21 protein-coding genes are annotated in these 25,756 nt (G+C 59.3%); 17 read left to right on the top strand and 4 right to left on the bottom strand.

Annotated elements, in window-relative coordinates; all coding sequences use genetic code 11:
• The first annotated feature begins 80 nt into the window (after positions 1 to 80).
• From RBB82_RS11945 to treS, 4 genes are all read left to right on the top strand, one after another.
• The gene (locus RBB82_RS11945) at positions 81 to 1,403 is read left to right on the top strand and encodes a beta-galactosidase (RefSeq protein WP_433970680.1); all 1,323 of its coding nucleotides are present in this window, start codon (positions 81 to 83) and stop codon (positions 1,401 to 1,403) included.
• On the top strand, positions 1,346 to 2,125 hold the full coding sequence (locus RBB82_RS11940; RefSeq protein ID WP_433970679.1) for a beta-galactosidase: 780 nt from the start codon (positions 1,346 to 1,348) through the stop codon (positions 2,123 to 2,125). The genes RBB82_RS11945 and RBB82_RS11940 overlap by 58 nt, the downstream gene beginning before the upstream one ends.
• A gap of 154 nt (positions 2,126 to 2,279) precedes the next feature.
• Complete coding sequence (locus tag RBB82_RS11935) at positions 2,280 to 4,292, top strand: alpha-1,4-glucan--maltose-1-phosphate maltosyltransferase (protein ID WP_433970677.1); 2,013 nt, start codon at positions 2,280 to 2,282, stop codon at positions 4,290 to 4,292.
• Positions 4,293 to 4,318: 26 nt separating this feature from the next.
• Entirely contained in the window at positions 4,319 to 7,633 is a 3,315-nt protein-coding gene (gene treS / locus RBB82_RS11930) for a maltose alpha-D-glucosyltransferase (RefSeq protein ID WP_433970676.1), read from the top strand.
• Positions 7,634 to 7,649: 16 nt separating this feature from the next.
• On the opposite strand, the gene hpxZ is transcribed toward treS, so the two are convergent.
• Genes hpxZ through RBB82_RS11915 form a run of 3 tightly spaced genes read right to left on the bottom strand, consistent with a single transcriptional unit; the run spans position 7,650 to position 9,458 of the window.
• Complete coding sequence (gene hpxZ / locus RBB82_RS11925; RefSeq protein ID WP_433970675.1) at positions 7,650 to 8,048, bottom strand: oxalurate catabolism protein HpxZ; 399 nt, start codon at positions 8,046 to 8,048, stop codon at positions 7,650 to 7,652.
• Positions 8,049 to 8,061: 13 nt separating this feature from the next.
• Complete coding sequence (locus RBB82_RS11920; protein WP_433970673.1) at positions 8,062 to 9,000, bottom strand: acetamidase/formamidase family protein; 939 nt, start codon at positions 8,998 to 9,000, stop codon at positions 8,062 to 8,064.
• A 2-nt stretch (positions 9,001 to 9,002) separates the two neighbouring features.
• Positions 9,003 to 9,458 carry a RidA family protein gene (locus RBB82_RS11915; RefSeq protein WP_433970672.1) on the bottom strand — a complete coding sequence of 152 codons (456 nt, stop codon included), beginning with the start codon at positions 9,456 to 9,458 and terminating at the stop codon, positions 9,003 to 9,005.
• 99 nt (positions 9,459 to 9,557) lie between these two features.
• Here RBB82_RS11915 and RBB82_RS11910 point away from each other — a divergent pair, with 99 nt between their 5' ends.
• The 13 genes from RBB82_RS11910 (at position 9,558) to RBB82_RS11850 (ending at position 25,179) form a co-directional block, all read left to right on the top strand.
• Positions 9,558 to 10,439 (top strand): hypothetical protein, encoded by an 882-nt coding sequence (locus tag RBB82_RS11910; RefSeq protein ID WP_433970670.1) that lies wholly within the window; start codon positions 9,558 to 9,560, stop codon positions 10,437 to 10,439.
• Complete coding sequence (locus RBB82_RS11905; RefSeq protein ID WP_433970669.1) at positions 10,439 to 10,942, top strand: DUF2165 family protein; 504 nt, start codon at positions 10,439 to 10,441, stop codon at positions 10,940 to 10,942. Before RBB82_RS11910 ends, RBB82_RS11905 begins: the two co-directional genes overlap by 1 nt.
• A 77-nt stretch (positions 10,943 to 11,019) precedes the next feature.
• Positions 11,020 to 12,330 (top strand): amidase, encoded by a 1,311-nt coding sequence (locus RBB82_RS11900; protein WP_433970668.1) that lies wholly within the window; start codon positions 11,020 to 11,022, stop codon positions 12,328 to 12,330.
• Between the two features lie 52 nt (positions 12,331 to 12,382).
• On the top strand, positions 12,383 to 13,360 hold the full coding sequence (locus RBB82_RS11895) for an ABC transporter substrate-binding protein (RefSeq protein WP_433970667.1): 978 nt from the start codon (positions 12,383 to 12,385) through the stop codon (positions 13,358 to 13,360).
• Between the two features lie 41 nt (positions 13,361 to 13,401).
• Positions 13,402 to 13,974, top strand: coding sequence for a nucleoside deaminase (locus RBB82_RS11890; protein WP_433970666.1), 573 nt, complete (start codon positions 13,402 to 13,404; stop codon positions 13,972 to 13,974).
• Positions 13,971 to 15,332, top strand: coding sequence for an FAD-binding oxidoreductase (locus RBB82_RS11885; protein ID WP_433970665.1), 1,362 nt, complete (start codon positions 13,971 to 13,973; stop codon positions 15,330 to 15,332). Before RBB82_RS11890 ends, RBB82_RS11885 begins: the two co-directional genes overlap by 4 nt.
• Before the next feature lie 278 nt (positions 15,333 to 15,610).
• A complete protein-coding gene (locus RBB82_RS11880) occupies positions 15,611 to 16,405 on the top strand; it encodes a creatininase family protein (protein WP_433970664.1) in 795 nt (264 codons plus the stop codon).
• Positions 16,406 to 16,506: 101 nt separating this feature from the next.
• Entirely contained in the window at positions 16,507 to 18,219 is a 1,713-nt protein-coding gene (locus RBB82_RS11875; protein ID WP_433970663.1) for a CocE/NonD family hydrolase, read from the top strand.
• Positions 18,216 to 19,010, top strand: coding sequence for an ABC transporter ATP-binding protein (locus RBB82_RS11870; RefSeq protein WP_433970661.1), 795 nt, complete (start codon positions 18,216 to 18,218; stop codon positions 19,008 to 19,010). The genes RBB82_RS11875 and RBB82_RS11870 overlap by 4 nt, the downstream gene beginning before the upstream one ends.
• A 106-nt stretch (positions 19,011 to 19,116) precedes the next feature.
• A complete protein-coding gene (locus RBB82_RS11865) occupies positions 19,117 to 19,908 on the top strand; it encodes an ABC transporter permease (RefSeq protein ID WP_433970660.1) in 792 nt (263 codons plus the stop codon).
• Positions 19,909 to 20,002: 94 nt separating this feature from the next.
• Positions 20,003 to 20,827, top strand: coding sequence for a DUF3891 family protein (locus RBB82_RS11860; RefSeq protein ID WP_433970658.1), 825 nt, complete (start codon positions 20,003 to 20,005; stop codon positions 20,825 to 20,827).
• A 95-nt stretch (positions 20,828 to 20,922) separates the two neighbouring features.
• A complete protein-coding gene (locus RBB82_RS11855; protein ID WP_433970656.1) occupies positions 20,923 to 21,951 on the top strand; it encodes a DUF1338 domain-containing protein in 1,029 nt (342 codons plus the stop codon).
• A gap of 282 nt (positions 21,952 to 22,233) precedes the next feature.
• Positions 22,234 to 25,179, top strand: a complete 2,946-nt coding sequence (locus RBB82_RS11850; RefSeq protein ID WP_433970655.1) for an FAD-binding and (Fe-S)-binding domain-containing protein — start codon at positions 22,234 to 22,236, stop codon at positions 25,177 to 25,179.
• On the opposite strand, the gene RBB82_RS11845 is transcribed toward RBB82_RS11850, so the two are convergent.
• Positions 25,165 to 25,647, bottom strand: a complete 483-nt coding sequence (locus RBB82_RS11845) for a hypothetical protein (RefSeq protein ID WP_433970653.1) — start codon at positions 25,645 to 25,647, stop codon at positions 25,165 to 25,167. The two genes, RBB82_RS11850 and RBB82_RS11845, sit on opposite strands and share 15 nt — an antisense overlap.
• Between the last annotated feature and the right edge of the window lie 109 nt (positions 25,648 to 25,756).

Genomic DNA, 25,756 nt, shown 5'->3' with positions numbered 1-25,756 from the left:
CCTCGGCCGTGCAAGTACGACGGACCAAAAGATTTGTTAGTGTTTACTACGTTCTGTTTGGATAATCTTTAGGAGTTTCCATGCTGCGACGTATTCTTCCAGCTATCGCTTTTCTGCTCTGCCCTTTCGTCTTTGCACAATCGGCTCTGCCGCCCGCTCCACGCAAACCCGCCTTGCTCCTTGGAGCGGCATGGTATCCGGAACAGTGGCCAGAATCGCGTTGGGATGCCGACTTACAACTCATGGAAGCAGCGCACATCAACTTTGTTCGCGTAGGAGAGTTTGCCTGGAGTACGCTCGAGCCGAGCGAGGGGAACTATCAGCTTGACTGGCTCGAGCACGCCGTTCGAGCTGCGGAGAAGCACCACATTGCAGTTGTGATTGGCACTCCATCAGCCGCGCCACCGGCCTGGCTCACGACAAAGTATCCGCAAACGGTTCGCACGATGGAGAACGGTCGGAAAGATGCACACGGCAACCGCCAGCAGTTCGACTGGTCCGACCCAAAGTACCGCGAACTCGCTCGCACGATTGCTTCCAGGATGGCGGAGCGATTTGGGCACGATCCGAATGTGATCGGCTGGCAGATCGACAATGAGTACGGCGAAGAAAGCTATGGAGAGGCGACGCGAACGCAGTTCCAGGACTGGCTTCACGCGAAGTACAAGACCCTGGACAACCTGAACACAAGATGGACGACCTCATACTGGAGCGAGACGTATCAGGATTGGCGGCAGATTCCCATCGAAGAAGCCGAGGGAAACCCCGGGCTGTTGTTGAACTGGAAGCAGTTCGTCTCCGATACGTGGCGGAGCTATCAAAAGAACCAGCTTGACGCGATACGTGCCCACGCCGACAAGAGACAGACCATCACCACGAACATGATGGGGTGGTTCGACGCCTATGATCACTACACTGTCTCGCAGGATCTCGACTTTGCTTCGTGGGACGACTACGTCGGCACTGGTCAGTTAGACATCGTTCACAATGGGGCTGCACACGATCTCACTCGTGGCTTCCTTCGCAAAAACTTCTGGGTAATGGAGACGCAGCCCGGGTCTGTGAACTGGAGTCCTGACAACAACGCGTTGAACAAGGGAGAAGTTCGCGCGATGGCGTGGCATGACGTTGGCCACGGTGCGGAAGCAGTCGAGTATTGGCAGTGGCGAAGCGCGCTCAATGGGCAGGAACAGTATCATGGCGTACTTGTTGGCGCAGACGGATCACCAGTGCCGCTCTACGACGAAGTCAAGCAATTAGGAGCAGAGTTTGAAAAAGCCGCTCCGGTACTGGCTGGGACCACCGTCGAATCGCAGGTCGCTGTGCTTCAGGACTACAACAGTCGATGGGCGATCAATTGGCAGCGACACAACAAAGCATTCGACCCCTTAACTCGCTGCTGAGTTTCTACGGGCCGCTGCGTTCTCTGGCGCGCTCTGTCGATGTCGTCTCGGACACTGCTCCTCTCGGGAGCTACAAACTTGTCGTCGCACCTGCGCTGAACGTGCTCACCCCTGCAGCTGCGGCAAACCTGGAAGCCTACGTCCGCGGCGGCGGACACCTGGTTCTCGGACAAAGGAGCGGCATGAAAGACGAAGACAACAGCCTGTCTCCGCAACGTCAGCCCGGCCCTTTGGCGGATCTACTCGGTGCACGAGTGGAGCAGTGGTATGCACTCGATACCACCGTGCCACTGGAGGGAACCTGGGGCAACGGCCAGGACAAGATCTGGGCAGAGCAGATCGGCATCAAATTGCCCGAGACGCAGGTCCTGATGCGTTACGGAAAAAGTAACGGATGGCTGGACGGCCAACCCGCTGCTGTGACGCGCAAGGTAGGCAAAGGCAGCATTACCTACATCGGTGCTGCACTCGACGAAGCAACCATGAAGGCTGCCGCACAGTGGATGATGGCCGAAGCAGGCCTCCAGGCGATCATGCCCGATCTTCCAAGTGACATCGACGTATCCATCCGATCAGGGGAGGGCAAACGCGTGCTCATTCTGACAAACTACGGAGCTGAGCCGCGCACGATTACCCTTCCCCAGGCAATGGTTGACGTGCTGGCGGGAGGTACAGTTTCAACCGTCACCCTCGACCAATACGGGGTTGCAGTCCTTCGCTAAACGGCCTCTTGCTAGCACTTCCGGCCACAGCAACGTATGCGGCTCAACCTGCATCTTCTTTAGAGGCACCTCACGTAATCTGGACAAATGCCTCTGCAACACGACAGGGGTACTATAAGTACGAAAAAAGTTGAGTAGAAAGATCTGAGTGAGTATGAAACCAATCGAAGGCCGGAAGCGAGTCGTTATAGAAGAGGTCTCCCCTCAAGTGGACGGCGGTCGCTATCCAGCAAAACGAACCCTCGACGATGTTGTGACCGTAACTGCAGCACTTTTCGGAGATGGACACGATCACGTCTCTGGCCGTCTGCTGTATCGGCATTCGAGCAAGACCGAATGGCGTTCCGCACCGCTTGTTCCGCTCACCAACGATCTTTGGTCGGCAACTTTCACGGCAGATGAACTCGGCGACTGGCTCTTCACGATCGAAGGATGGGTCGATCACTTCGATACGTGGAGCTCTGATCTACAGAAACGAATAGACGCCCAGCCCGTGGCGGGCTCACAGGACGTTGCGCTTGCATTACGCTCTGGCGCGCTGCTACTGGAGCAGATTGCACAGCGGGCTTCAGGGTCCGACAGCAAACTTCTCGGAGAGACGGCAGCCAAGCTGGAAAAGCTGGCCAAGAGTAAAGCCACGCCTTACGAATATCCGCTGAGCGACGAAATCATCGAAGTCGCTGCACAATATCCAGATCCTCTTCTCACCGTCCGGTACTCGCGTGAGTTGCATCTGTGGGTCGATCGTGAGCGCGCCCGTTATTCGACCTGGTATGAACTTTTTCCCCGATCCACCTCTCCCGATCCTGGGCGTCATGGAACTTTCGCCGATGTGAAGGCACTTCTGCCAAGCATCGCGGCGATGGGCTTCGATGTGCTCTACATGCCTCCGATCCATCCCATCGGCACCGCATTTCGCAAGGGTCGTAACAATAATGTCGTCAGCACCAAAGACGACCCAGGCAGCCCCTGGGCTATAGGCGCAAAGGAGGGCGGCCATAAAGCGATCCTCCCTGAACTCGGCACCCTGCGCGACTTTGATGCCCTCGTTGCCGCGGCTCGCGAGCACCGCATGGAGCTGGCACTCGACATAGCGTTTCAATGTTCGCCGGATCACCCCTGGGTTGCCGAGCATCCCGAGTGGTTTAACATTCGCCCGGACGGGTCCATCCAATACGCCGAAAATCCACCAAAAAAGTACCAGGACATCTACCCACTCAACTTCGAATCAACTGACTGGCGTGGCCTGTGGGAAGCACTGCGCGATGTCTTCATCTACTGGATTCGTCGCGACGTTCGTATCTTCCGCGTCGACAACCCACATACGAAGGCCCTTCCTTTCTGGGAGTGGTGCATCGGCGAGATTCGCAAAAAATATCCCGATGTCATCTTTCTTGCGGAGGCGTTCACTCGCCCGCACGTCATGTATTCGTTGGCGAAGGCTGGCTTCACCCAGTCCTATACCTACTTCACCTGGCGCAACACGAAGGACGAGCTGGAGCAATATTTTGAGGAGATCACCAAACCGCCAATCACCGATTTCTTCCGCCCCAATCTCTGGCCAAATACACCAGACATTCTCCACGCCGCTCTTCAAAACGGTGGGCGGCCTGCATTTATGCAACGTCTCATCCTCGCAGCAACGCTGGGTGCGAACTACGGCATGTACGGCCCCGCTTACGAACTCGGCGAAAATCTCCCAGCCAAGCCAGGGAGTGAAGAGTACCTCAACAGCGAGAAGTACGAGATCCGCCAATGGGACCGCGCTGCAAGTACCAGCCTAGCCTCTCTGATTACGAAGGTAAATCAGATCCGTCGCGACAACGCTGCTCTCCAAAGCGACGGTTCACTTCACTTCCACCACGTCGATAACTCCAACATCATCTGTTACAGCAAATCCAGTGGAGCCAATCGGATTCTCGTTGCCGTCAATCTCGATCCTGCTCAGGAGCAGGCCGGCTGGATCGATCTCGACTTGAAGCGGCTAGCCATTCCGCACAATGAAAACTTCGAAATAGAAGACCTCCTTACCGGCGTGCGCTATCAATGGCATGATCGCAGCAACTACGTTGCGCTGCGTCCTGACATAATGCCCGCGCACGTCTTCCGCTTGCTTCAACTGCCAAAGGCTGAGGCTGCACCCGATTCGACACCGACCACACCATAGACGAGCAACCAGCACGAGGACGACGAGTGAAAAAAGTCAGCAGCACCACCGATCCACTTTGGTACAAGGACGCGATCATCTACGAGATCCATGTCCGCGCCTTTATGGATTCCAATGCGGATGGCATCGGCGACTTCCCCGGCCTGATGTCGAAGCTCGACTATCTTCAGGATCTCGGCGTCACTTGTCTCTGGCTGCTTCCGTTCTTCCCGTCTCCGCTTCGCGATGATGGCTACGACATCGCCAACTACGTCGACGTCAACCCAAGTTACGGGACGCTCGACGACTTCAAGCAATTCTTAGACGCCGCTCACCTGCGCGGCATGCAGGTGATGATCGAGTTAGTCATCAACCACACCAGCGATCAACATCCATGGTTCAAGGCTGCACGCCTCGCTCCCAAGGGCTCTCCCGAGCGCGACATGTACGTCTGGAGCGATACCGACAAGCTCTTCGAAGGTGTCCGCATCATCTTCACCGATACCGAAAAGTCCAACTGGACCTGGGATGATGTCGCGCAGCAGTACTACTGGCACCGCTTCTTCTCCCATCAGCCCGACCTGAACTTCGACCACCCTCGCGTCATGGAAGAAGTTCTTACGGCGATGCGATTCTGGCTAGACATGGGCGTCGACGCTCTCCGGCTCGATGCCATTCCTTATCTCATCGAGCGTGACGGCACCAACTGCGAGAACGTGCCCGAAACCCACGTCAAAATAAAAGAGATTCGCGCCGTCATCGACGCCGAATACGAAAACCGCCTGGTACTCGCCGAGGCCAACATGTGGCCCGCAGACGTCCGACCCTACTTCGGTGACGGCGACGAGTGCCACATGGCCTTTCACTTCCCCCTGATGCCGCGCATCTACATGGCGCTCCGTCAGGAAGATCGTCTCCCCATCACCGACATCATGGCGCAAACCCCCGCAATCCCTGATAACTGCCAATGGGGCCTCTTCCTGCGCAACCACGACGAGCTAACACTCGAGATGGTCACCGACGATGAACGCGATTACATGTATCTCGCCTACTCGGCCGACCCGCGCATGCGCATCAACGTTGGCATTCGCCGCCGTCTCGCGCCACTGGTAGACAACAACCGACGTCGCATCGAGCTGCTGAATTCATTGCTGCTCAGCTTTCCCGGCACGCCCATCATGTACTACGGCGACGAGATCGGCATGGGCGACAATATCTACCTCGGCGATCGCAACGGCGTCCGCACGCCCATGCAGTGGAACTCTGACCGCAACGCTGGTTTTTCTACCTCCGTTCCAGCCCGCCTCTACTTCCCAGTCATCACTGATCCAATCTGGGGCTATCAGTCCATCAACGTTGAAGCGCAGCAGTCCGATCAATCCTCGCTGCTGCACTGGACCCGCAACATGATCGCGCTGCGCAAGCTCTTCCACGTCTTCGGCCGCGGCACGCAGGAGTTCCTCAATCCTGAAAACAGAAAGGTCCTGGCCTACGTTCGCCAGTATGAAGAAAATGGCAACTGCGAGACCGTCCTCTGTGTAGCGAACCTCTCGCGCTTTTCGCAGCCCGTCTCCCTCGACCTCTCCAAGTTCGCCGGCATGATACCCGTTGAGATGTTGGGCTACGTCACATTTCCCACCATTACCGCACAGCCATATCCGCTCACACTTGCGCCATACTCATTCCTTTGGCTTGAGCTTCAACCCGCACCTGCAGCACCGGAGCCAGTTGAGGTCCCCGTAGACGAACCCATCGTAAGTCTGTTCAGCCACGGCATCGAAGGCATTCTCACGGGCGAAGGTCTGCCGCTGCTTCAGCAACTACTCATCGCCTATCTGCCTCGCCAACGTTGGTTTGGTGCGAAATCCAGAACGATCAAAACGATTGCTGTAAATGACTCCGCGCTTCTCCCCGAGCTGAACGCAGTCGTTGTCTTTCTTCAGCTGACGTATAACGACGACGCCACCGACGTCTATCAGCTTGGCCTCACCATCACCACCGGCGAGGCTGCAGAGACAATCCGCGCCTCCGACCCAGCCAGCATCGTAGCCACTGTCACGACCAGTGACGGTCCGGCAATCCTGCACGATGCGATTGCGAGCGAAGATGCACGTCAGGCGATTCTCCATCTCATCGAAACCGGCGGTGAAATTAACACACGCAATGGGGTTGTCGTCGGCCACCGAAGCAGCGCCTTTACGAAAGCTCGTGGCACCGGTCCGCTGCCCGCCCGCACAGGGTCGGCCGAACAGTCCAACACCTCCATCCTGTATGACGCCAAGCTCATTATGAAGATCTTCCGGCGCCTGCAACCGGGCGAAAACCCCGACACTGAGATCGGCCGATTCCTGACCGAGACAGCGCACTTCCCACGCATCCCTCCTTTCCTTGGTGAGATCACACTCCGCTCGAAAAACGGGGAGCCGACAACAGTTGCCATGCTTCAAAGCCTGGTCGAAAACGAAGGCGACGGCTGGCAGTGGACTCTCGACGAACTCTCCCACTACTACGACAGCGTCGCCACGCTGCCCGCTCCACAAGACCTGGGCTCCGAGCCCAGTCTTCTCACAGACGAGCCACCTCCGGCCCTCGCTCGAGAGCACGCTGGCCTGTCCCTCGACGCCGCATCCATGCTTGGCCGTCGCACCGCCGAGATGCATCTCGCCCTTGCAACACCTACTCAGAACGCTGCTTTCATGGCCGAGTGCTTCACCACCGCCGATCTCGTCGCCGAGGCCGACCGCATCGACGCCCAACTAAATCTCACACTCGAAGCACTGAAGCGCGGCATGTCTCAACTGACCGAAACCACAGCCGACAACGCTGCGCTCTTATTAAGTCGACGCATTCAACTCTTTGCGCGCGCGCGCGCAATCGCCTCCGCTACACCTGCCGAAGCCGGCCAGCGCATTCGCATCCACGGCGACTACCATCTAGGCCAGGTACTTCGTTCGCACGGCGACTACGTCATCCTCGACTTCGAAGGAGAGCCCGCTCGAAGTCTTGCTGCGCGCCGAGCTAAGCAGTCTCCACTGAAAGATGTCGCCGGAATGCTGCGCTCGTTCAGTTATGCTGCCTACGCAGCCCACAATGCCTTCGCACAACGACGCCCGGACGACGCCAAAAATCTCGAGCCTTGGGCCAGCCTCTGGCAGAACGCTGTATCGACGGAGTTCCTCCGCACCTATCAACACACAGTTCACGTGGCGAATCCCGATCTGATACCACGAGCGGCTCAGGCACAACTCCTGCTCAACGCATATCTGCTGGAGAAATCGTTGTACGAACTACTCTACGAACTCGACAATCGACCGACGTGGGTTCGCATCCCACTCGCGGGCATTCTCGCGCTTCGCCACTAGTCACCGAGTGCATCATCTAAGCCAGCAACGAAACATGCGCTGCAACAATGCGCCAACCCTCTGGCATCCGAATCCACATCTGGCTCTGCCGGCCACGGATGATCTTGCCATCGACCCCATTCCGCTCAAACTCAAGCGTGATGCTCCCAACATCCTCACCAAACGCAACAATGTCTAGCCGCTTCACCACCCTCGCGAGCCCAACAGCAGAACGACCCTTGCGAAACGCTTCCAGTTCTTCGATCCCATAGAGGTTTTCAGAGACACCGAAGCGCATGACCTGCGGTGCAGCCCAAAACATCTTCGTCAACGTATCAACGTCGTTGTTGACCAGAGCCCTCTCGTAAAGAGGATAGAGCTCCTGAAGTTCACCGATGGTCTTTGCATCGTCAATTAACACTATTGGCTGACTCACAATCTCTCGTTCTCTAAAACAAAGTACGCTGTGGCAAAACCCTCTTCGAGATCGATGCAGCGACAGTAATCATTGGACGATTCACCACCTGCGCCAAGCGAAGGTCCATCGCGACGCTGCATAAAATATAAGCATGGACAGGAGAAAAGCCCCACTCAGCCACGAGCAGATCAATCATGCGAGAGGTTGCCGCTCTCGCCGCGGCCATCGTGTCCGTCCCCGATTCAACGACGATCCACGCGCCGTTTGAACCTGAATATGTCGTAGTATTCGCAGCCTCGACCAACGGCCCTCCAAGCTGTCGTTGCTTGTGAAGCTTGAATCGAAGCGACACATCGGCCGGGCACTCGATGCCGTTGATGCAGACTTCACCATCGCCCTGTGCCGCATGCGCGTCTCCCGCAGAAAAAAGAGCACTTTGATTCAACACAGGTAAATAGAGCGTGGATCCCGCCACCAGATCACGTACATCCATATTTCCGCCGAAATTCCCCGGAGGACGCGTACGAAACTCAGCCGGCTCGGCCGGCGCAACTCCCATCACACCACAGAACGGCCGAAGCGGAACCACAGCAGGCGCCAGTGTTTGCGTAATCTTCTCCTCGAGCTGCCAATGAAAAAGATATGGCGTCGTAAATCGCTCGTCGAGGAATCCGAGTCCACTTATTACGCTCGTCCAGCCCCATCCCTTGTGTTGCACATCAAGCACACCCACCTCAAGCACATCGCCTGGCTCCGCTCCTACCAGGCCGATCGGGCCTGTCAACGCATGGATTCGTTCGCGATCGATCGCAAGAAACTCCTCGACCGTCGCACCGGGCCTGACCTGCCCACCGCTCGCGTCCAGACATTCTAGATGAACCACATCGCCGGATTCGATCCACAGGCGAGGCTTCAACTCACGGTTCCACCGCGAGTGCGTCGGTTCGGCGCTCAGACTGTGCTCGGCCACGTCTATTCGATCTCCACAACCATCTGCAGCTCGACCAAAGCGTTGCGCGGCAGGGCACTTACGCCGATCGCCGCACGCACATGTTTCCCTGCTTCGCCAAACACCTTGACCAATAAATCTGATGCACCATTGATGACCTTCGGCGAGTCCGCAAAGTCCGGGACGGCATTCACGTAGCCATTTACGCTCACGATGCTCTTCACCGCATCAAGCGAGCCCAGATGCTGTCGCAGCACAGCGAGGTGCGACAAAACACAAGCCTGCGCTGCGGCGTAGCCCTCCTCTATTCCGCGCCCATCGCCGGCTCTGCCAGTAATGACGCCGTTTGAATCCGACGAAATAACCCCGGAGAGATACACCAGTTTTCCCACCGTCTTTGCTGGCACATAGTTGCCGCCCGCAGCAGGCGGCGAGGGCAACTGATACCCGGCATCCAGAATTGCTTTTTCTACATTCATTGGCCGTACTCTACTACATGATGTGAAAACGATCCTTTTTACTTCAGCGAAGAGCAAATCTTTACTTCAGCGAAGTGCAAATCCGCGATAATCTGGGGCATGTCTCCCTTGAAGCTGATCGCGGTCGTCGGTGCGTGTCTCACCATACCGGCCGCCGACTCGCCTTCGACCGCTCATCTTCTCCAGACAACCCGCGGTGCTCCTTCGGATCTCGAAATTACCGGCACTACCGTGAATGCTGCTCGCAATGCAGTCCGCTACATCTCATACGAGCATCTCCTGACACTTCCCCAAATCACGGTTCCAGTGACTGGCGACGACAACTTCCGCGAACTTGCGCACGAAAAGATCGTCATCACAGGCGTTTATCTCGACGTCCTCGAAAACTCTCTGGGTATCGCTTCCAACTCTGATCTTGTTACGGCGCATTGCGCCGATGGCTACCGCTCCGACTTTACTCGCGAGTACATTCAGTCCCACCGGCCAATCCTCGCACTGAAGATCGACGGTAAACCCGTCAAGACCTGGGTCGCTCAAACCCACACCAGCGACCCCGGAAGGTACTTCATCACCTATGAGGCCTTCAGGCCATCCTTTAGTGTTCTCTCCTATCAGGAGATCCCTAAGATCCCCGCGATGGTGGTTCGCCTCGACTTCGGTTCTTCGCAACCTGTCTTTCACGCTATCGCGCCGCACGGAGACGCTGCGGCCATCCCCCTCGTCACCGAAGGCTTTCGTATCGCGCAGCAGCACTGTTACCGCTGCCACAACATGGGAAGCTACGGTGGCACGAAAGCAAATAGATCCTGGCGGACGCTCGGCACATATGCAGCTACGTCACCTTCAGCCTTCGAGCGCTACATCCGCAATCCTAAATCGGTCGACCCTAAATCCGCGATGCCCGCCAATCCCGAGTTCGACAAGCCAACTGTCGAAGCCCTCCAGGCTTACTTCCAGACATTTGCTCCTGGAGTCCACTAATGGCCGCACGGCTATCAAAATCTCTCCTGATCCTTGCCGTCGCCTTCTTCTATTCGCTCGTCGTCTTCAACAACACAACGGACTACAACTCCAACTACCAGTTCGTCCGCCACATCCTGCAGATGGACTCCACCTTTCCCGGCAACCACGGCACATGGAGAGCGATCAATCAGCCCGTCATACATACACTCTTCTATATCTCCATCATCCTTTGGGAGACCGTGACGGCGGTCCTCTGCTGGTGGTCCGGCGTCGCGATGCTGCGCTCCATTCGCCTCACACAAGGAATCTTTTTCCGCGCCAAAACACTAGGCATCGTTGCACTTACGTTGGGAATGCTGATGTGGTTCATAGCGTTCCTCTGCGTCGGCGGCGAATGGTTCCTCATGTGGCAGTCCAAAACATGGAACGGCCAGGACGCCGCTTTCAGAATGTTTGTCGTCCTTGGCATCGTACTTCTCTACCTCACCATGCCTGAGCCAATCGCCCCTACAATCGAGTAACTCAGTAAAATGCAGAGACCCACTCACCACGATCTCCCGCATCAATAGCTTTTTCGCGCATAAGGTAGACCAACGCCATGACAAATGACCTGTCTCCTCTCGCCTCCCTCCGACACGCGCTCGCCTCCTCCAACACCTACATCGACACCATCGCAACACTGGCCGCCGCCAAAGCAAACAGCAGCGCCTCTTACAACACCTACATCGCTCTCCAAACAGCCGAGTCGCTTCAACGCGCCGAGCAGCTTCCATCTCTCTATCCCGACGCCAACGCCCGTCCCGCCTTGTATGGAACTACCATCTCCATCAAGGACTGCTTCGATGTAGCAGGCACCATCACCACCTGCGGCTCACGCTTCTACGCCGAGTTCAACCCAGTCGCTACAACTAACTCATGGGTAGCACAGCGTCTGCTAGATGTAGGTGCCATCATCCCAGGCAAAACTCACCTCCACCAACTCGCCTACGGCATCACCGGCGAGAGCGTCGACTACGGCGACTCCCTCCAACCCCGCGATCCAACTCTGCTCACCGGAGGCTCCTCCAGCGGTGCTGCAGCCAGCGTGCAGGAGGGCTCAGCCCTCGCCGCCATCGGCACTGACACGGGCGGCTCCGTCCGCGTCCCCGCTGCCCTCTGCGGACTCGCAGGCTACCGCTCCTCACACGGTGTCAGCCACGGCGAAGAACGATGGGCCGGCGGCGCTCACCTCGCACCTTCGTTCGACACGCTCGGTCTACTCTTCCGCGACCTTCGCGACGGCCCAGCCCTCGCAAACGCCATCTTCGACATCGCCGCCTCATCCGCGCCATCCAATCCACGCATCGGCTGCGTCGGCGAAGAGTTCCTCCACGATGCCGAGCCCGAAGTCCTCGAAGCCTACTCCGCATGGCAGCAGCAGCTTGTGCGTCACGGCGCCATACTCACCCCAATCGACACCACCTTCTGGGCTGACAGCCTGGAGATCTTTTCCCACATCCAGGCCAGCGAAGCGGCAGCGATCCATCGCGGCCACTATCAGCACTTCGAACCAGCCATCGCCGAGCGTCTCGCCTGGGGAGCGTCCATCACAGCAGATCAATTCGATGCCTTCCACAAACGCCTCGCAGTCTTCCGCTCTCAAATGTCGTTGATCTTCCAACAGGTCGACCTTCTCCTCCTGCCCTGCGCCCCGGTCAGCAAACTACACGCAGGCCACGACCAATCCAGGATCCGCCCAACCATCCTGCGCTACACAACACCCATCAGCCTTACTGGCCTGCCAGCCGTCACGCTCCCGGGCGAGCACACCGGCGCTGCCTTCGGCACCGGCATGCAACTCATCGCCGCACCAATGCAGGACGCATCTTTACTTGCCTTCGCTGCCACGCTCACAACCGCTACCTCATAGCCCGACGAAACAGCAGATGCTACCTTGCTGAAAAACACCGGAGACAATACCCATGCGACCCCGAACGAGCTTAGCCGCCCTCTTTCTGATCGCAACCCTCTGCTCGCTCACCGCCTGCAAGCGAGCAGCCACTGGCCCCATCGTCATCACATTCCAGACCGACTGGTATCCCCAGCCCGAACACGGCGGCTTCTACGACGCCCTCCTCAAGGGCTACTACAAAGACGAGGGCCTCGACGTCCGCATCATACCCGGTGGCCCCTTCGTATCCGCAGAAAACCAAGTCTCTGGTGGCGCAGCACAGTTCGCCATGGGCTCATCCGATCAGGTTCTCGTCGCTGTCTCACGTGGCCTACCCGTCGTTGCCGTTATGGCCACCATGCAACAGGACCCGCAAGCCATCATGCTGCACAAAGACTCGCCTGTGCAGTCTTTCGCTGATCTCAATGGGCACACCATCGCCGTCAAACCCGGCTCCATCTGGTTTCAGTACCTACTCAAGCGCTACAACCTCACCAACCTTCGCGAGATCCCCGCCACCTACAGCGTCGCCAACTTTCTCCAGGACCCCAACTACATCCAACAGTGTTTCGTCACCTCCGAGCCCTACTTCGCTCGCAAGAGCGGAGCCGAAATCAAAACCATGCTCATCAGCGACACGGGCTATCAACCCTACCGCGTCGTCTTCACTGCAACATCCTTCCTACACGAGCACCCCGAACTCGTCGCAAAGTTTGTCCGAGCCTCCCTCCGCGGCTGGCGCGACTATCTCAGCGATTCCACCACCGCCAACACCGAGATCAGCAAACTCAACCCGGCCATGAGCCCCGATCAGATGCAATTCAGCACGCAAACTCTACGCGATCAGCACTTCATCACCGGACCCGACCCCAGCCAGTTCGGCCACTTCACCACCGACCGCTGGAGCACGATGTACCAGCAACTCGTTGACCTCAAAGTCATCACGAATCCCATCGATCCAAAGGCCGCCTACACCACACAATTCGTCGACGATGCCGCACACCCATAAATCTTTGTAGAAACAGTCGCGCCGCCGTGTTAGCGTTCAACATGGCCCCCAAAAATCTCTCCAGCCCGCAGCAGAAGGAGATAGACCGCCGATTCATGGAGGGTCTCATCCGCTTTACTGCGCTCAGTCTGGAGACAGCAGCGCCTGTTCCCTTCGGCGCGCTCATCGTCCACACTGCCACGGGAGAGGTGTTGATGCGTGGCCGCAACGCCGTTGGCCCCGAGAGCGACCCAAGCTCTCATGCCGAACTTCGCACCGTCCGCAAAGCCACAAAAAAACTCAAGACCATCTCGCTCGCCGGCTACACGATGTACAGCACCTGCGAGCCATGCCCCATGTGCATGGCCAACGCTCTCTGGGCTGGTCTCGACCGCGTCGTCTACGGCGCCACCATCGCCGACGCAAACCGCCACTGCCGCCAGATCCAGATCCCCGCCAAGGAAGTAGCCCGCCGCAGCGACATGATCTGCGCTGTCGAAGGCCCATTCCTCCGCGCAGAGTGTTACGCTCTCTTCACTCACCCAAATATGTTGAAGGCCTTCGCCACCTGGAGCACGCGCGCCAGCGGCACCCGCACCACACCCAAGCGTAAAAGGAGCAGCCGCATCTCATGACCGCCTCCGACATCGCCGCCCTCACCGCCTGCCTCGCCGACCCCGCCCGCGCCATCACCAACGCGCAGATCGTGCAGCGTCTCTCCCGCGACTTCTACTGGTACTCTCCCATCCTCAAAAAGCAGCTCGACGACAAGACCGCCGAACTCGCCCTGCAACCCATCAACGTCGAAGAGATACAACGTATCCTCGCCTGTTGTTACGAGCGCAACATCCCCGTCACCACTCGCGGCGCCGGCACCGGCAACTACGGCCAGGCCGTCCCGCTTCACGGCGGCGTCATCCTCGACCTCGTCAACATGGATCGCATCGAAGCTATCACCCCCGAAGGCGTCGCCATCTGCCAACCAAACGTCCGCCTCGGCACACTCGAAGCCACCGCTCGCGAACAAGGCTTCGAACTCCGTTGCTACCCCAGCACCATCGTCAAAGCCTCTGTCGGCGGCTTCCTCGGAGGAGGCTCCGGCGGCATCGGCTCTATCTCCCACGGCGGCCTGCGCGACTTCGAAACCGTTCGCGCCATCGAGGTCGTCACCATGGAAGCCAAGCCGCGCATCGTGCTTCACGAAAGCCAAGCCGTACACGACGTCCTCCACGCCTGGGGCACCAACGGAATCATCACAAAGATCTGGCTCGCTCTAACTCCCGCCGTCAACTGGGCGCAGTGCTCCATCGCCTTCGACACCTTCGATCAGGCCTTCACCTTTTCCGAGCAGGTCGCCTACGATCCCTACTGGATCAAGCGCCTCGTCACCACCTTCGAGTGGCCCATCCCCTCCTGCTTCGCACCAATCATCAACATCACACGGCCTAACAAATCCCTCATCTTCTTCATGGTCGCGGCAACGCAACTCGGCGAACTCGAAGCCGAAGCAAAGACCGCCGGTGGCGAAATCACATTGGCCGCCGACTACATCGGCCTTCGCACCACACCGCTACTCTCCGACTACACCTGGAACCACACCACCCTCTGGGCCATCAAGCAGGATGCCGCATTCACCTATCTGCAGTGCGGTTTCAGCCCCACCGACGCCCGCACGCAGTTCGCCACACTCAAGCAACACTTCGGCGACGAGATCCTCTTCCACATTGAGTTCATGAAGAGCGGCACCGGCACAGTCATTCCCGGCTCCATCCCTCTCATCCGCTTCACCACCGAGCAGCGACTGAACGAGATCATCGACCTCTGCCGCTCCATCGGTGTCACCGTCGCCAATCCACACGTCAACAACGTCGAAGGCGGCGGACGCTACCGCGAAGACAACGTGCAACTCCTCACCAAACAAAAGTACGACCCACGCGGCCTCCTCAACCCCGGCAAGATGGTCACCTTCAAACCCACGGCCACATCCGTCTAGGAGAAATCGTTGTCATTGCTTTGGCTTGTTATTCCGCAGTCTCTCTTTATTTGTCATTCCGCATCGCTTTTTGTTGTCATTCCGCATCCGCTTTTTTGTTGTCATTCCGCATCCCCTTTTTTGTGTCATTCCGCATCCGCTTTTTTGTTGTCATTCCGTAGCGCAGCGAAGGAATCTGCTGTTGTCATTGTCCGTTTCTCTATTTCGCAACAAGTAAAGGAAATTCTCTTCATCCGTTGTCCTCCATCGCCAACCGCTCCTAAGCCATAAGGACGTACATGCAAACCTGGATCCCAGCCTCGCGCAACTTCGCCTATCTCAACTGGAAGCAGGTCGAAGCTCTGCCCAAAGATCGCACCCTGCTCGTCCTGCCCACCGCCGCCATCGAACAGCACGGCCACCACTTGCCCCTCGCCACCGACACTCTCATCAACAATCTCCTCCTCGGCAAATCCCTCGAAAAACTCCCGAACGACGCCCCGGTCTACGCGCTCCCTCCCGTCTGCTACGGCAAAAGCAACGAGCACATAGGCTTTCCCGGCACCCTATCCGTCTCCGCCTCGACCTTCATGGCCGTCATCCGCGATCTCGGCTCCAGCATTGCGTCGGCAGGCTTCAAAAAACTCGTCCTCTACAACACCCACGGCGGCAACTCCTCTCTCGTCGATGTAATGGCTCGCGATCTCCGCGCCGAGTTCAACCTCCGCGTCTTCTGTCTCTACGGCTCTGCCGGCGCACCCTTTACCGGTGTCAGCAAACAAGAAAAAACATACGGCTTCCACGCTGGCGAAATCGAAACATCTCTCCTCCTCGCCTCCGCGCCATCGCTCGTCAACACGACCGCCTACACCACCAACTACATCGCCAACATCGAACAGCCCGAGCTTCTGCTGCCGGAAAACGCCTCCGCCACCTTCGCCTGGCTCACTCGCGACATCGCTCCCAGCGGCGTCATGGGCGACCCCACCGCGTCTACTCCAGAAAAAGGAGAGTTGTGGATCGAAGAAGCCACCACCAAAATTGCTGCGGCCCTCGAAGCCATGCTCCAGTACGAAAACCACCATAAGCTTTAGCCAAGAGGTGAAGATGGTCGTCGCTCCACACCAAGGTATACACGCCACGAAGTGGCCGCTCCACGCGCAGTGGGCCCGTCCGGCAGGACAACATTAGCCTAATGACCAAACCCCTCATCGACTGCGGCCAAGGCATCCAACTCCAACGCGCTGTCCCCTGCACGCTATCCGATGGCACGATCCTCTACTCCGACCACTACCATCCAGCCACACCCGGCCCCCACCCCACCCTCCTGATGCGCCAGCCCTACGGCCGCGACATCGCCTCCACCGTCGTCTACGCTCACCCCGTCTGGTTCGCACGTCACGGCTACAACGTAGTCATCCAGGACGTACGCGGACGCGGCGACTCCACCGGCGACTTCTACCCCTTCCGCAACGAGCAGCAGGACGGCGCCGAGACCATCGCCTGGCTCCGCACCCTCCCCGAATCGAACGGCAAGATCGGCATGTACGGCTTCTCCTACCAGGGCATGACCCAATGGCTCGCCGCCGCCGCCCAACCCAAAGGCCTGCTCTGCATCGCACCCGCGCAAACCGCACATGACCTCTACCACGGCTGGTTCTACAACAACGGCGTCCTTCGCCTCGCCTCTTCACTAGGCTGGGGCCTCCAGATGCTCAAGCAGGATGCCCGCCGCCTCCAACTCCGCGAAGCAAGCGACACCCTCGAACGCGCATGGTCGAGTCTCTCTTCACAGATCCTCCACACTCCCACCGCGACTCACCCCGCCATCAACGCAGAGGGCCTACCAACCTACGTCACCGACTGGCTCCATCACGATCAATCCGGCGAATACTGGTCCCAGATGGACATCAGCCAACAAGTCGAACACATAAACATCCCAGCCCTCCACATATCCGGCTGGTACGACACTTACCTGCAAGGGAGCATCGCCGCCTTCCGCGAAATATGTAACTACTCCGGTTCGCAGCACGCGAGAGACAATCAATATCTTCTCGCCGGCCCGTGGATTCACATCCCCTGGGGCAACCGCATCGGCACACAAAACTTCGGCCCCGCAGCAAATCTCGACACCGACAGCCTCCATCTCCGCTGGTTCAATCACTGGCTCAAAGACTCCGGCGAATTTTCCGCCGAGCCGCGCATCCGCTACTTCGCGCTCAATGAAAACGAGTGGCACACCGCCGCCACGTGGCCCACCAACAACCACACCCTCTACCTCCACAGCGAAGGCCGCGCCAACTCCAGCAAAGGCGACGGCACCCTCACCTCCGCATCGCCGCAAACAAACGAACCACCAGACATCTTCGTCGTCGAACCCGAAGTCCCCGTCATCGCCCCCGGAGGCATCACCTCTGCCAGTGGCTGCCACAATCAAGCCGCCATCGAACTCGGCAACAACCTCCTCACCTACACCACCGCGCCATTCACCGCACCACTTCACATCTTCGGCACCCCAACAGTCACCCTCAACGCCACCACTTCGGCACCATTCGCCGACCTCGTCGTAAAACTCGTCTGCCTCCGCCCCAACGGCGACGCCGACTTCATCTGCATCGGCACCGCCCGCAGCACACACCTCTTCGCAACCACCTACTCTCCAGACACTCCACACGAATGGCACTTCGATCTCGAACCCACCTCCTGGGTCTTCGCTTCCGGCGAGTCCCTCCGCATCGAGATCGCCGGCAACGCCTACCCCCTCTACGACCGCAACCCCGGCACCGCGATTCCACCATCGCAAGCCACCTCATGGGACTGGCAGCGCTCAACCCACATCCTCCACCACGATCCCGCGCGACCCTCGGCCCTCCATCTTCCAGTCATCGAAGAAGCGGGAGCCCAATGACGACACCACCCCTCATCGTCCCCGCCATCGCCTTCGACCGCGCCACCAAGCGCTACAATGCCTCCAAAGCAGCGACCGTAACCGTCCTCGAATCCATCACCACCCAGGTTCAACGCCGCGAGTTCGTCAGCATCATCGGCCCCTCCGGCTGCGGCAAATCCACCCTCCTCAAGATGGTCGCCGGCCTCAGCCCCGTCACTACCGGCGACATCACCATCCACGGCATGACTCCGCAGAAAGCACGCGAAGTCATCTCCTTCATCTTTCAGGACGCGACCCTCCTTCCATGGCGCACCGTCCGGCAAAACGTCGTCCTCGGCCTCGAACTCGACGGAATGGCTCGCGAGACCCGCAACGCCAAAGTCGATGCCGTCCTCACCCTCGTCGGTCTCTCACACGTCGCCGACTCCTTCCCCCGCCAGCTCTCCGGCGGCATGAAGATGCGCGTCTCCATTGCCCGCGCCCTCGCCACGCGCCCCCAGCTCCTCCTTCTCGACGAGCCTTTCGCCGCCCTCGACGAGATGACCCGTGACCGCATCAACGAGGAGCTCCTCCGCCTGCGCGAAGAGCAGAACTGGACCGCCCTCTTCGTCACGCACTCCGTCGCCGAGGCCGTCTTCCTCTCCACTCGCATCCTCATCCTCGCTCCCACACCCGGCCGCATTGCACACGACATCCCCATCGATCTACCCTTCCCGCGCGACGAAGCCACCCGCCGCAGCGAAGCCTTTGATCGCACCATCGTCGCCGTCTCCCGAGCATTGAGAGGAGTGACCCATGCAGCGAACTAATCATCGCGCCAAAAGGTACACAAGTCACGAAGTGACCGCCCTCCGCGTAGGAGGCCCGTCCGGCAGGACAAAGCCTCTCAACCAACAAAAAAGAAGATCCCAGCAAATGAATAAGTTAGGGTTAACCCTCCTCTCGGCCGCTGCAATCTTCGGATGCCTTCTTCTCCTCTGGCAGTCCATCATCTGGATCTTCGCCCTGCCACCCTACCTGCTCCCATCGCCCACCCGCGTCACCCACGCCGTCATTACCCGATTCCCGTCGCTCATCACATCATTAGGAATCACCGCAGCGGCAGCGGCTGGAGGCCTTCTAGCCGCACTCATCATCGGCCTGATCATCGCACTTATATTCGCGCAATCCCCCTGGATCCGCCGCATGTTCTACCCCTACACCATCCTCCTCCAAACCGTCCCCATCGTCGCCATCGCCCCCATGATCCTCCTCTGGATGGGCCCCGGCCTCGGCTCGGTCACTCTCATCGCGTTCATCATCTGCCTCGCCCCCATCATCGCCAACGCCACGCAGGGCCTCATCAGCGTCGACCGCAACATGGTCGACCTCTTCCTCATGCACAACGCCTCCCGCGCTCAACTCCTTCTCAAACTCCGTCTCCCTCACGCTATGCCGTCGCTCTTTACTGGGATCCGCATCGCCAGCGGCATCGCGGTCATCGGAGCCATCACAGGAGAGCTCTTCGCTGGCTCTTCCCGCGTCGGCGTCGGCGGCATCGGCTACGCCATCCAGTACGCCAACGCACAACTAGAAACCGACTACTTATTCGCCCTCGTCCTGGCAGCCACGGTCCTCGGCTTCGCTTTCTTCTTCACCGTAATGTTTTTGGAGTGGTACTTCCTGCACAACTGGCATGAATCCGCAAGAGTCATAGGGCAAGATTGATCCAAAAATAGTTACAAATTATTCAAGCAATATAAACGATCAGAACAAGTTACATATAACAAAATAAATTAGAGCACAGACAGAAAGGCCCAACATGCTGCGTCTGGAAACAGAAACCGGCTGGTGGCTCGTAACCCACCCCGACCACGCCAATCTAGCCGGAGCCTTCGCCACCCACTGGGGCAACGCCGTCTTTGCACCGCCCGAGCCACGCACCAACGTCCTACTCGGCATTCACGTCCACGACGACGGCTGGGCCATCCCCGACGCCGCCCCCGCCATCACAAAACAAGGCAAACCCTCCGCCTTCTCATCGGAGCTCGTCGGTAAATACGCCGCCTTCGAAGAGATCGACCTCGCCGACTATCTCGCCGTCCGCGAGCGCGCCGTCACACAGATCGCCGCGAAAGACGCCTACGCCGCGCTCCTCGTCTCCATGCACACCTACAACCTCCTCACCGCCCGCGCCGATCGCTCCACCATCGCCCCATCGCAACTACCGCTCCTCGACGACTTCCTCGCTCGCCAGCAAACCCTGCAAGAAACCCTCCGCACCACAATCCATATCAACGCCGACCCCAACATCCCAAACGAAGCCATCACAACCCAAATCACAGACAACTTCCGCCTCCTCCAGGCCACCGACAACCTCTCCCTCCTCACCTGCGTCGACTACGCCGCTCCCGCCACCCTCCTCCACCCCATGCGCAAAAACGACGGCACCCAAAGCGAGATCCAGGTCGAGCCACAGGGCAACCGAACCTTCCGCCTCGCCCCCTACCCCTTCGCAGAATCAAGCCTGACCCTAACCTTCCCCGCCCGCCACATCACCGGCAAAACCTTCGCCACCTCCGCCGATCTCCAGAACCAATTCGCCAAAGCCCCAATCGAACACCTAACCGTAACCATCCACTCCTGAACCCGAGGCCCTAAGCCCTGCTTTACAGACGCCCCTCCCATTGACGATGATGTTAGGGCCGGACACACCCCTCCGGCAGTTATGGGGAATCAACAATGAGCACAGGCACCAGCGTCCTACGCGAAACACTCACCCAGATCATCGGCGCCGACCGCACCGAACACCTCTTTAAGCTCCTCGTCATCCATCCCGAGATCGCCGCAGAACCCGGCCCGCAGGTCTCCCGCGCCGTCCTCGCGCAAGCCCTCAACATGCTCCTCTTCGAAGACCTGCTCGTCCGCGTCCCCACCGCCAAAACCTACGCCGACTACACCCTCAGCAAGGGCCGCCAGATCCTCCACGACCACGGCGCCGTCCGCACCGTCGCCCTCCAGGGCATGGGCGGCCTTCCCGCCGGCCAGGAGGCCATCACCCGCATCCTTCGCCCACTCGGCTACACCCTCAACGGCGTCTACCCCCTCGAACGCCTTAAGATGACCGGCCGCTCCCATGCCCAGGCCGACTACCCCGAAGAGATCGCCCAGTTCTTCCTCAGCGAGCTTCACCCCGAGCGCTTTACCCCCGAGTTCCAGGCCGCCGTCCGCCGCGTCACCGCAACCTCAAAGGACCCCATCACCCCCGAAGCCAACGCACTCCTCAGCAAGCTCGACTCCACCCACTCCCTCTCCGTAGACGAGTCCGTAAAACTCCTCCCCGTCCTAGCCTCTGTCTTCGAGCGCCAGCACGTGGAGCCGGCCCTCACCGACTACGAGATCCTCCTCGCCGAATCCCCCGAGATGGCCTGGATCTCCACCGAGGGCAATGCCTTCAACCACGCCACCGACCGCGTCCCCGACGTCGACCAGCTAGCCGAAGAACAAAAAGCTCTCGGCCAACCCATGAAAGCAGCCGTCGAGACCTCGCAGTCCGGCCGCGTCCGGCAGACCGCATTCCTCGCCGCCAAAGTCCAGCGCAAGTTCCACACCCCCGACGGCGCACTCGTCTCAAAAGAGGTCAACGGCTCCTTCTACGAGTTCATCACCCGCCTCCCGCTCCCCGAAGAAGAGGGCAAAAAACTCGACCTAAGCTTCGACAGCTCCAACGCCCAGGCCATCTTCAAGATGACCGCCACCGGCAAAGCCTGAAGCCATGTCCTGCCGGACGGGCCTCCTGCGCGGAGGGCGGTCACTTCGTGACGCGTATACCGGGACGTGACAGGATAATCTGCAACAATCCTCCCGTTGGTCGGAATCAGAATATGCCGACCAACGGGAGGACCGAGTTTCAGCGAGACAAGGTACACAAGTCACGAAGTGACCGCCCCACGCGTAGTGGGCCCGTCCGGCAGGACACCATCTTTCCCCTTCCTTGTTAAGTCTTCATATCCCCCACCAACAAACGCACCACTCCCAGCCGTATAGTGTGGTATGTCCACCTCCCCCTTCGTCGTGCTGCCGAGCTCCCACGCCCGCGCCGTCGACACCTTCCCCGCCTCCGACGAGCTCTGCCAGCTCCTCAGCGAGCAGATCCGCGGCGAAGTCCGCTTCGACCCCGCCTCCAAGGCCCTCTACGCCACCGACGCCTCCAACTACCGCCACGTCCCCATCGGCGTCGTCATCCCGCGCGATGAAGAGGACGTCATCAACACCGTAGCTCTCTGCCGCCGCTTCAACGCGCCCATCCTCACCCGCGGTGCCGGCACCTCACTCGCCGGCCAGGGCTGCAACTTCGCCGTCATCCTCGACTTCTCCAAATACATGAATGGTATGGACGCAATCGACGCCGTCAATCGCACAGTGAAAGTCCAGCCCGGCATCGTCCTCGACCGCGTCCGCGACGAAGCAGAAAAATTCAACCTCACCTTCGCACCCGACCCCGCAACCCACAGCCGCTGCACTATCGGCGGCATGATCGGCAACAACTCCTGCGGCGTCCACGCTCTTATGGGCGGCAAAACCGTCGACAACATCCTCACCCTCGACCTCCTCCTCTACGACGGCACCCGCCTCACCGTAGGCCCCACTACCGAAGCAGAAATCGCCGCCCACATCGCCGCAGGCGGTCGCACCGGCGAGATCTACGCCACCCTCAAAAACATCCGCGACACCTACGCCGCAAAGGTCCGCGAAAAATTCCCCAACATCCCCCGACGCGTCTCCGGCTTCAACCTCGACGAACTCCTCCCCGAAAACAACTTCAACCTCGCCCGCGCCTTAGTAGGCAGCGAAGGCACCTGCGCCATCATCCTCGGCGCCACCCTCCAACTCGTCGAATCCCCACCCTGCCGCACCCTCATCGGCGTTGGCTTCTCTGACATCTTCATCGCCGCCGACCACGTCACCCAAATCCTCCAGTACAAACCCATCGGCCTCGAAGGCATGGACGGCTACCTTCTCAACGCGCTCCGCCGCAAACAGAAATCTGTCGAAGACCTCGCGCTCCTCCCACCCGGCGACGGCTTTCTCATCGTCGAGTTCGGCGGCCCAACACAGGCCGAAGCAAACGCCAAAGCCCGCGCCCTCGCCGCCTATCTCAAAACCCTCAGCCCCGAGCCCTCCGCCCGCATCTACACCTCCGCCGAAGCCAAACGCGTCTGGCACATCCGCGAGTCCGGCCTCGGCGCCACCGCCTTCATCCCCGGTGTCGGCACCGGTTGGGAGGGATGGGAAGACGCCGCCGTCGATCCCACCCAACTCGGCAGCTACCTCCGCCAGATCGCCGCGCTCATGAAGGAGTTCAACTACCGCAGCGCAATGTACGGACACTTCGGCCAAGGCTGTGTCCACATGCGCCACAACTTCGACCTCGAAACTCCCGAAGGCATCCTCAAGTTCCGTCAGTTCATGGACCGCGCCGCCGACATCGCCCTCGCCCACGGCGGCTCCCTCTCCGGCGAACACGGCGACGGCCAGGCTCGCGGCGCGCTCCTCCCCAAGATGTTCGGCGAAGAGTTGATGCAAGCCTTCCGCACCTTCAAGCACACCTTCGACCCCACCAACCGCATGAACCCCAACAAGCTCATCGACGCGCATGAGCCCCACGAAGACCTCCGACTCGGCGCCGACTACCGCCCCTGGCAACCCAAAACTCACTTCGCCTTCGCCGAGAACAACGGCAGCTTCGCCGACGCCAACCTCCGCTGCGTAGGCGTCGGAGCCTGCCGCAAAACCGATGCAGGCACCATGTGCCCCAGCTTCATGGCCACCGGCGAAGAGCTCCACTCCACCCGCGGCCGCGCCCATCTGCTCTGGGAGTTAATGCAAGGCGAGGTCCTCCCCGACCAATGGAAGAACAAGCAGGTCAAAGAGTCCCTCGACCTCTGCCTCGCCTGCAAAGCCTGCAAGTCCGAGTGTCCCGTCTCCGTTGACATGGCCACCTACAAAGCCGAGTTCCTCGCCCACCACTACGACGGCGAATCGCGCCCCCTCTCTCACTACGCCTTTGGCCGCATCGACATCTTCGCCCGCATCGCCTCCCACGCCCCGCGTCTCGTCAACACCATCAACAACGCCCCCATCCTCCGCACACTCATCAAGAAGATTCTCCACATCCACCCGCACCGCACCTTCCCCCGCTTCTCCCAACCCTTCACCCCCGACCGCCGCCTCGCCCGCGATCCCCGCCGCCGCCGCGATCGTCGCATCCCCCTGCCGCCCTCGGCCCCCGAGGTCTTCCTCTGGGCCGACACCTTCAACAACTACTTCCACCCCTCCGCCATGCGCGCCGCCCATCAGGTCCTCACCACCGCAGGCTTCCGCGTCACCCTCCCCACGCAGCATCTCTGCTGCGGCCGCCCCCTCTACGACTTCGGCATGCTCTCCACCGCCAAAGACTACCTCCTCAAAACTCTCGACGCCCTCACCGCACAACTCCATGCTGGCACACCCATCGTCGTCCTCGAACCCTCCTGCGCATCCGTCTTCCGCGACGAACTCACCAACCTCCTCCCCCACGACCCACGCGCGCAAAAGCTCCGCGACCAGACCTTCCTCCTCAGCGAGTTCCTCGTCAAACACGCCCCAAACTACAAGCCCCCGCAACTCAACGAAAAGATCCTCGTCCACGGCCACTGCCATCACCGCGCCACCATGGGCATGCAGGACGAGCTGGCCCTCCTCCGCCTAACCGGAGCAGAAGTCGAACTCCTCGACTCCGGCTGCTGCGGCATGGCTGGTCCCTTCGGCTTCGAAAAAGACAAATACGCCCTCTCGCAAAAGTTAGGCGAGCGCGTCCTCCTCCCCGCCGTCCGCAACAAAGCCGCAAACACCATCCTCGTCACCGACGGCTTCAGCTGCGCCGAACAGATCACCCAGAACACCACCGCCAAACCCATGCACCTAGCGGAAGTCCTCGCCAAATCATCCGCCGACTAGCGGACTCAACCTGCCCGACGAAGCCTCGTCCGGCAGAACTCCCTTCTCACGCAAAACCGACATCAGATCCTGGTGGCTCAAATACAAAACGATCTTCAGTCCATCGGCCGACCGATGCACCAAAAACGTTGAACGCAACGAAAGTTCTTCACAGCGCCCAACTCCTTGCTCGAGCTCTCGATCAAACTTCACCAGCCACTCCGTCCTCAGCAAAACGTAACGATCATCCAACGCGATCTGTTCCACCGATGCCAGCTTAGTCACGCTCCTTCCCACGCTCTCAAACAGCTTCTTCCGCTGAGGAATCGCCATCATCAGCATTGAAGACGGCACAGCTCTTGCGCCGCCAGGATCAGCCGCCACAAAAACATCCGCAAACTGCTTCACAGCCTCTTCCGCGTCGCCAACGTTGGCATTAACCTCAAACTGGTTCAGGAAGATCTCTACTTCTTCGTCAAAGTTGTTCATCTTGGCTCCTTGAATTTGAGTGGGTCACCCTGTCGGGCCCGCGAAAGAATGATCTTTAGTATTATATCACATTTTTGGTTACAAATCAAATAAATCAAAGAGAATCACT

The sequence above is a fragment of the Tunturiibacter lichenicola genome, assembly GCF_051013355.1.
Classification (GTDB): domain Bacteria; phylum Acidobacteriota; class Terriglobia; order Terriglobales; family Acidobacteriaceae; genus Edaphobacter; species Edaphobacter lichenicola_F.
Note: the sequence above shows the minus strand (reverse complement) of the source record. Positions and strands in the feature narration are given on the sequence as shown.

What these genes read in the sequence shown, in the direction of transcription:
- RBB82_RS11875 (WP_433970663.1), top strand. Translation starts at nt 16,507, where the DNA reads ATGACCAAACCCCTCATCGACTGCGGCCAAGGCATCCAACTCCAACGC.
- RBB82_RS11850 (WP_433970655.1), top strand. Translation starts at nt 22,234, where the DNA reads ATGTCCACCTCCCCCTTCGTCGTGCTGCCGAGCTCCCACGCCCGCGCC.
- RBB82_RS11865 (WP_433970660.1), top strand. Translation starts at nt 19,117, where the DNA reads ATGAATAAGTTAGGGTTAACCCTCCTCTCGGCCGCTGCAATCTTCGGA.
- RBB82_RS11905 (WP_433970669.1), top strand. Translation starts at nt 10,439, where the DNA reads ATGGCCGCACGGCTATCAAAATCTCTCCTGATCCTTGCCGTCGCCTTC.
- RBB82_RS11895 (WP_433970667.1), top strand. Translation starts at nt 12,383, where the DNA reads ATGCGACCCCGAACGAGCTTAGCCGCCCTCTTTCTGATCGCAACCCTC.
- RBB82_RS11855 (WP_433970656.1), top strand. Translation starts at nt 20,923, where the DNA reads ATGAGCACAGGCACCAGCGTCCTACGCGAAACACTCACCCAGATCATC.
- RBB82_RS11945 (WP_433970680.1), top strand. Translation starts at nt 81, where the DNA reads ATGCTGCGACGTATTCTTCCAGCTATCGCTTTTCTGCTCTGCCCTTTC.
- RBB82_RS11860 (WP_433970658.1), top strand. Translation starts at nt 20,003, where the DNA reads ATGCTGCGTCTGGAAACAGAAACCGGCTGGTGGCTCGTAACCCACCCC.
- RBB82_RS11890 (WP_433970666.1), top strand. Translation starts at nt 13,402, where the DNA reads ATGGCCCCCAAAAATCTCTCCAGCCCGCAGCAGAAGGAGATAGACCGC.
- RBB82_RS11845 (WP_433970653.1), bottom strand. Translation starts at nt 25,647, where the DNA reads ATGAACAACTTTGACGAAGAAGTAGAGATCTTCCTGAACCAGTTTGAG.
- RBB82_RS11900 (WP_433970668.1), top strand. Translation starts at nt 11,020, where the DNA reads ATGACAAATGACCTGTCTCCTCTCGCCTCCCTCCGACACGCGCTCGCC.
- RBB82_RS11880 (WP_433970664.1), top strand. Translation starts at nt 15,611, where the DNA reads ATGCAAACCTGGATCCCAGCCTCGCGCAACTTCGCCTATCTCAACTGG.
- RBB82_RS11870 (WP_433970661.1), top strand. Translation starts at nt 18,216, where the DNA reads ATGACGACACCACCCCTCATCGTCCCCGCCATCGCCTTCGACCGCGCC.
- RBB82_RS11915 (WP_433970672.1), bottom strand. Translation starts at nt 9,458, where the DNA reads ATGAATGTAGAAAAAGCAATTCTGGATGCCGGGTATCAGTTGCCCTCG.
- RBB82_RS11885 (WP_433970665.1), top strand. Translation starts at nt 13,971, where the DNA reads ATGACCGCCTCCGACATCGCCGCCCTCACCGCCTGCCTCGCCGACCCC.
- RBB82_RS11910 (WP_433970670.1), top strand. Translation starts at nt 9,558, where the DNA reads ATGTCTCCCTTGAAGCTGATCGCGGTCGTCGGTGCGTGTCTCACCATA.
- RBB82_RS11935 (WP_433970677.1), top strand. Translation starts at nt 2,280, where the DNA reads ATGAAACCAATCGAAGGCCGGAAGCGAGTCGTTATAGAAGAGGTCTCC.
- RBB82_RS11940 (WP_433970679.1), top strand. Translation starts at nt 1,346, where the DNA reads ATGGGCGATCAATTGGCAGCGACACAACAAAGCATTCGACCCCTTAAC.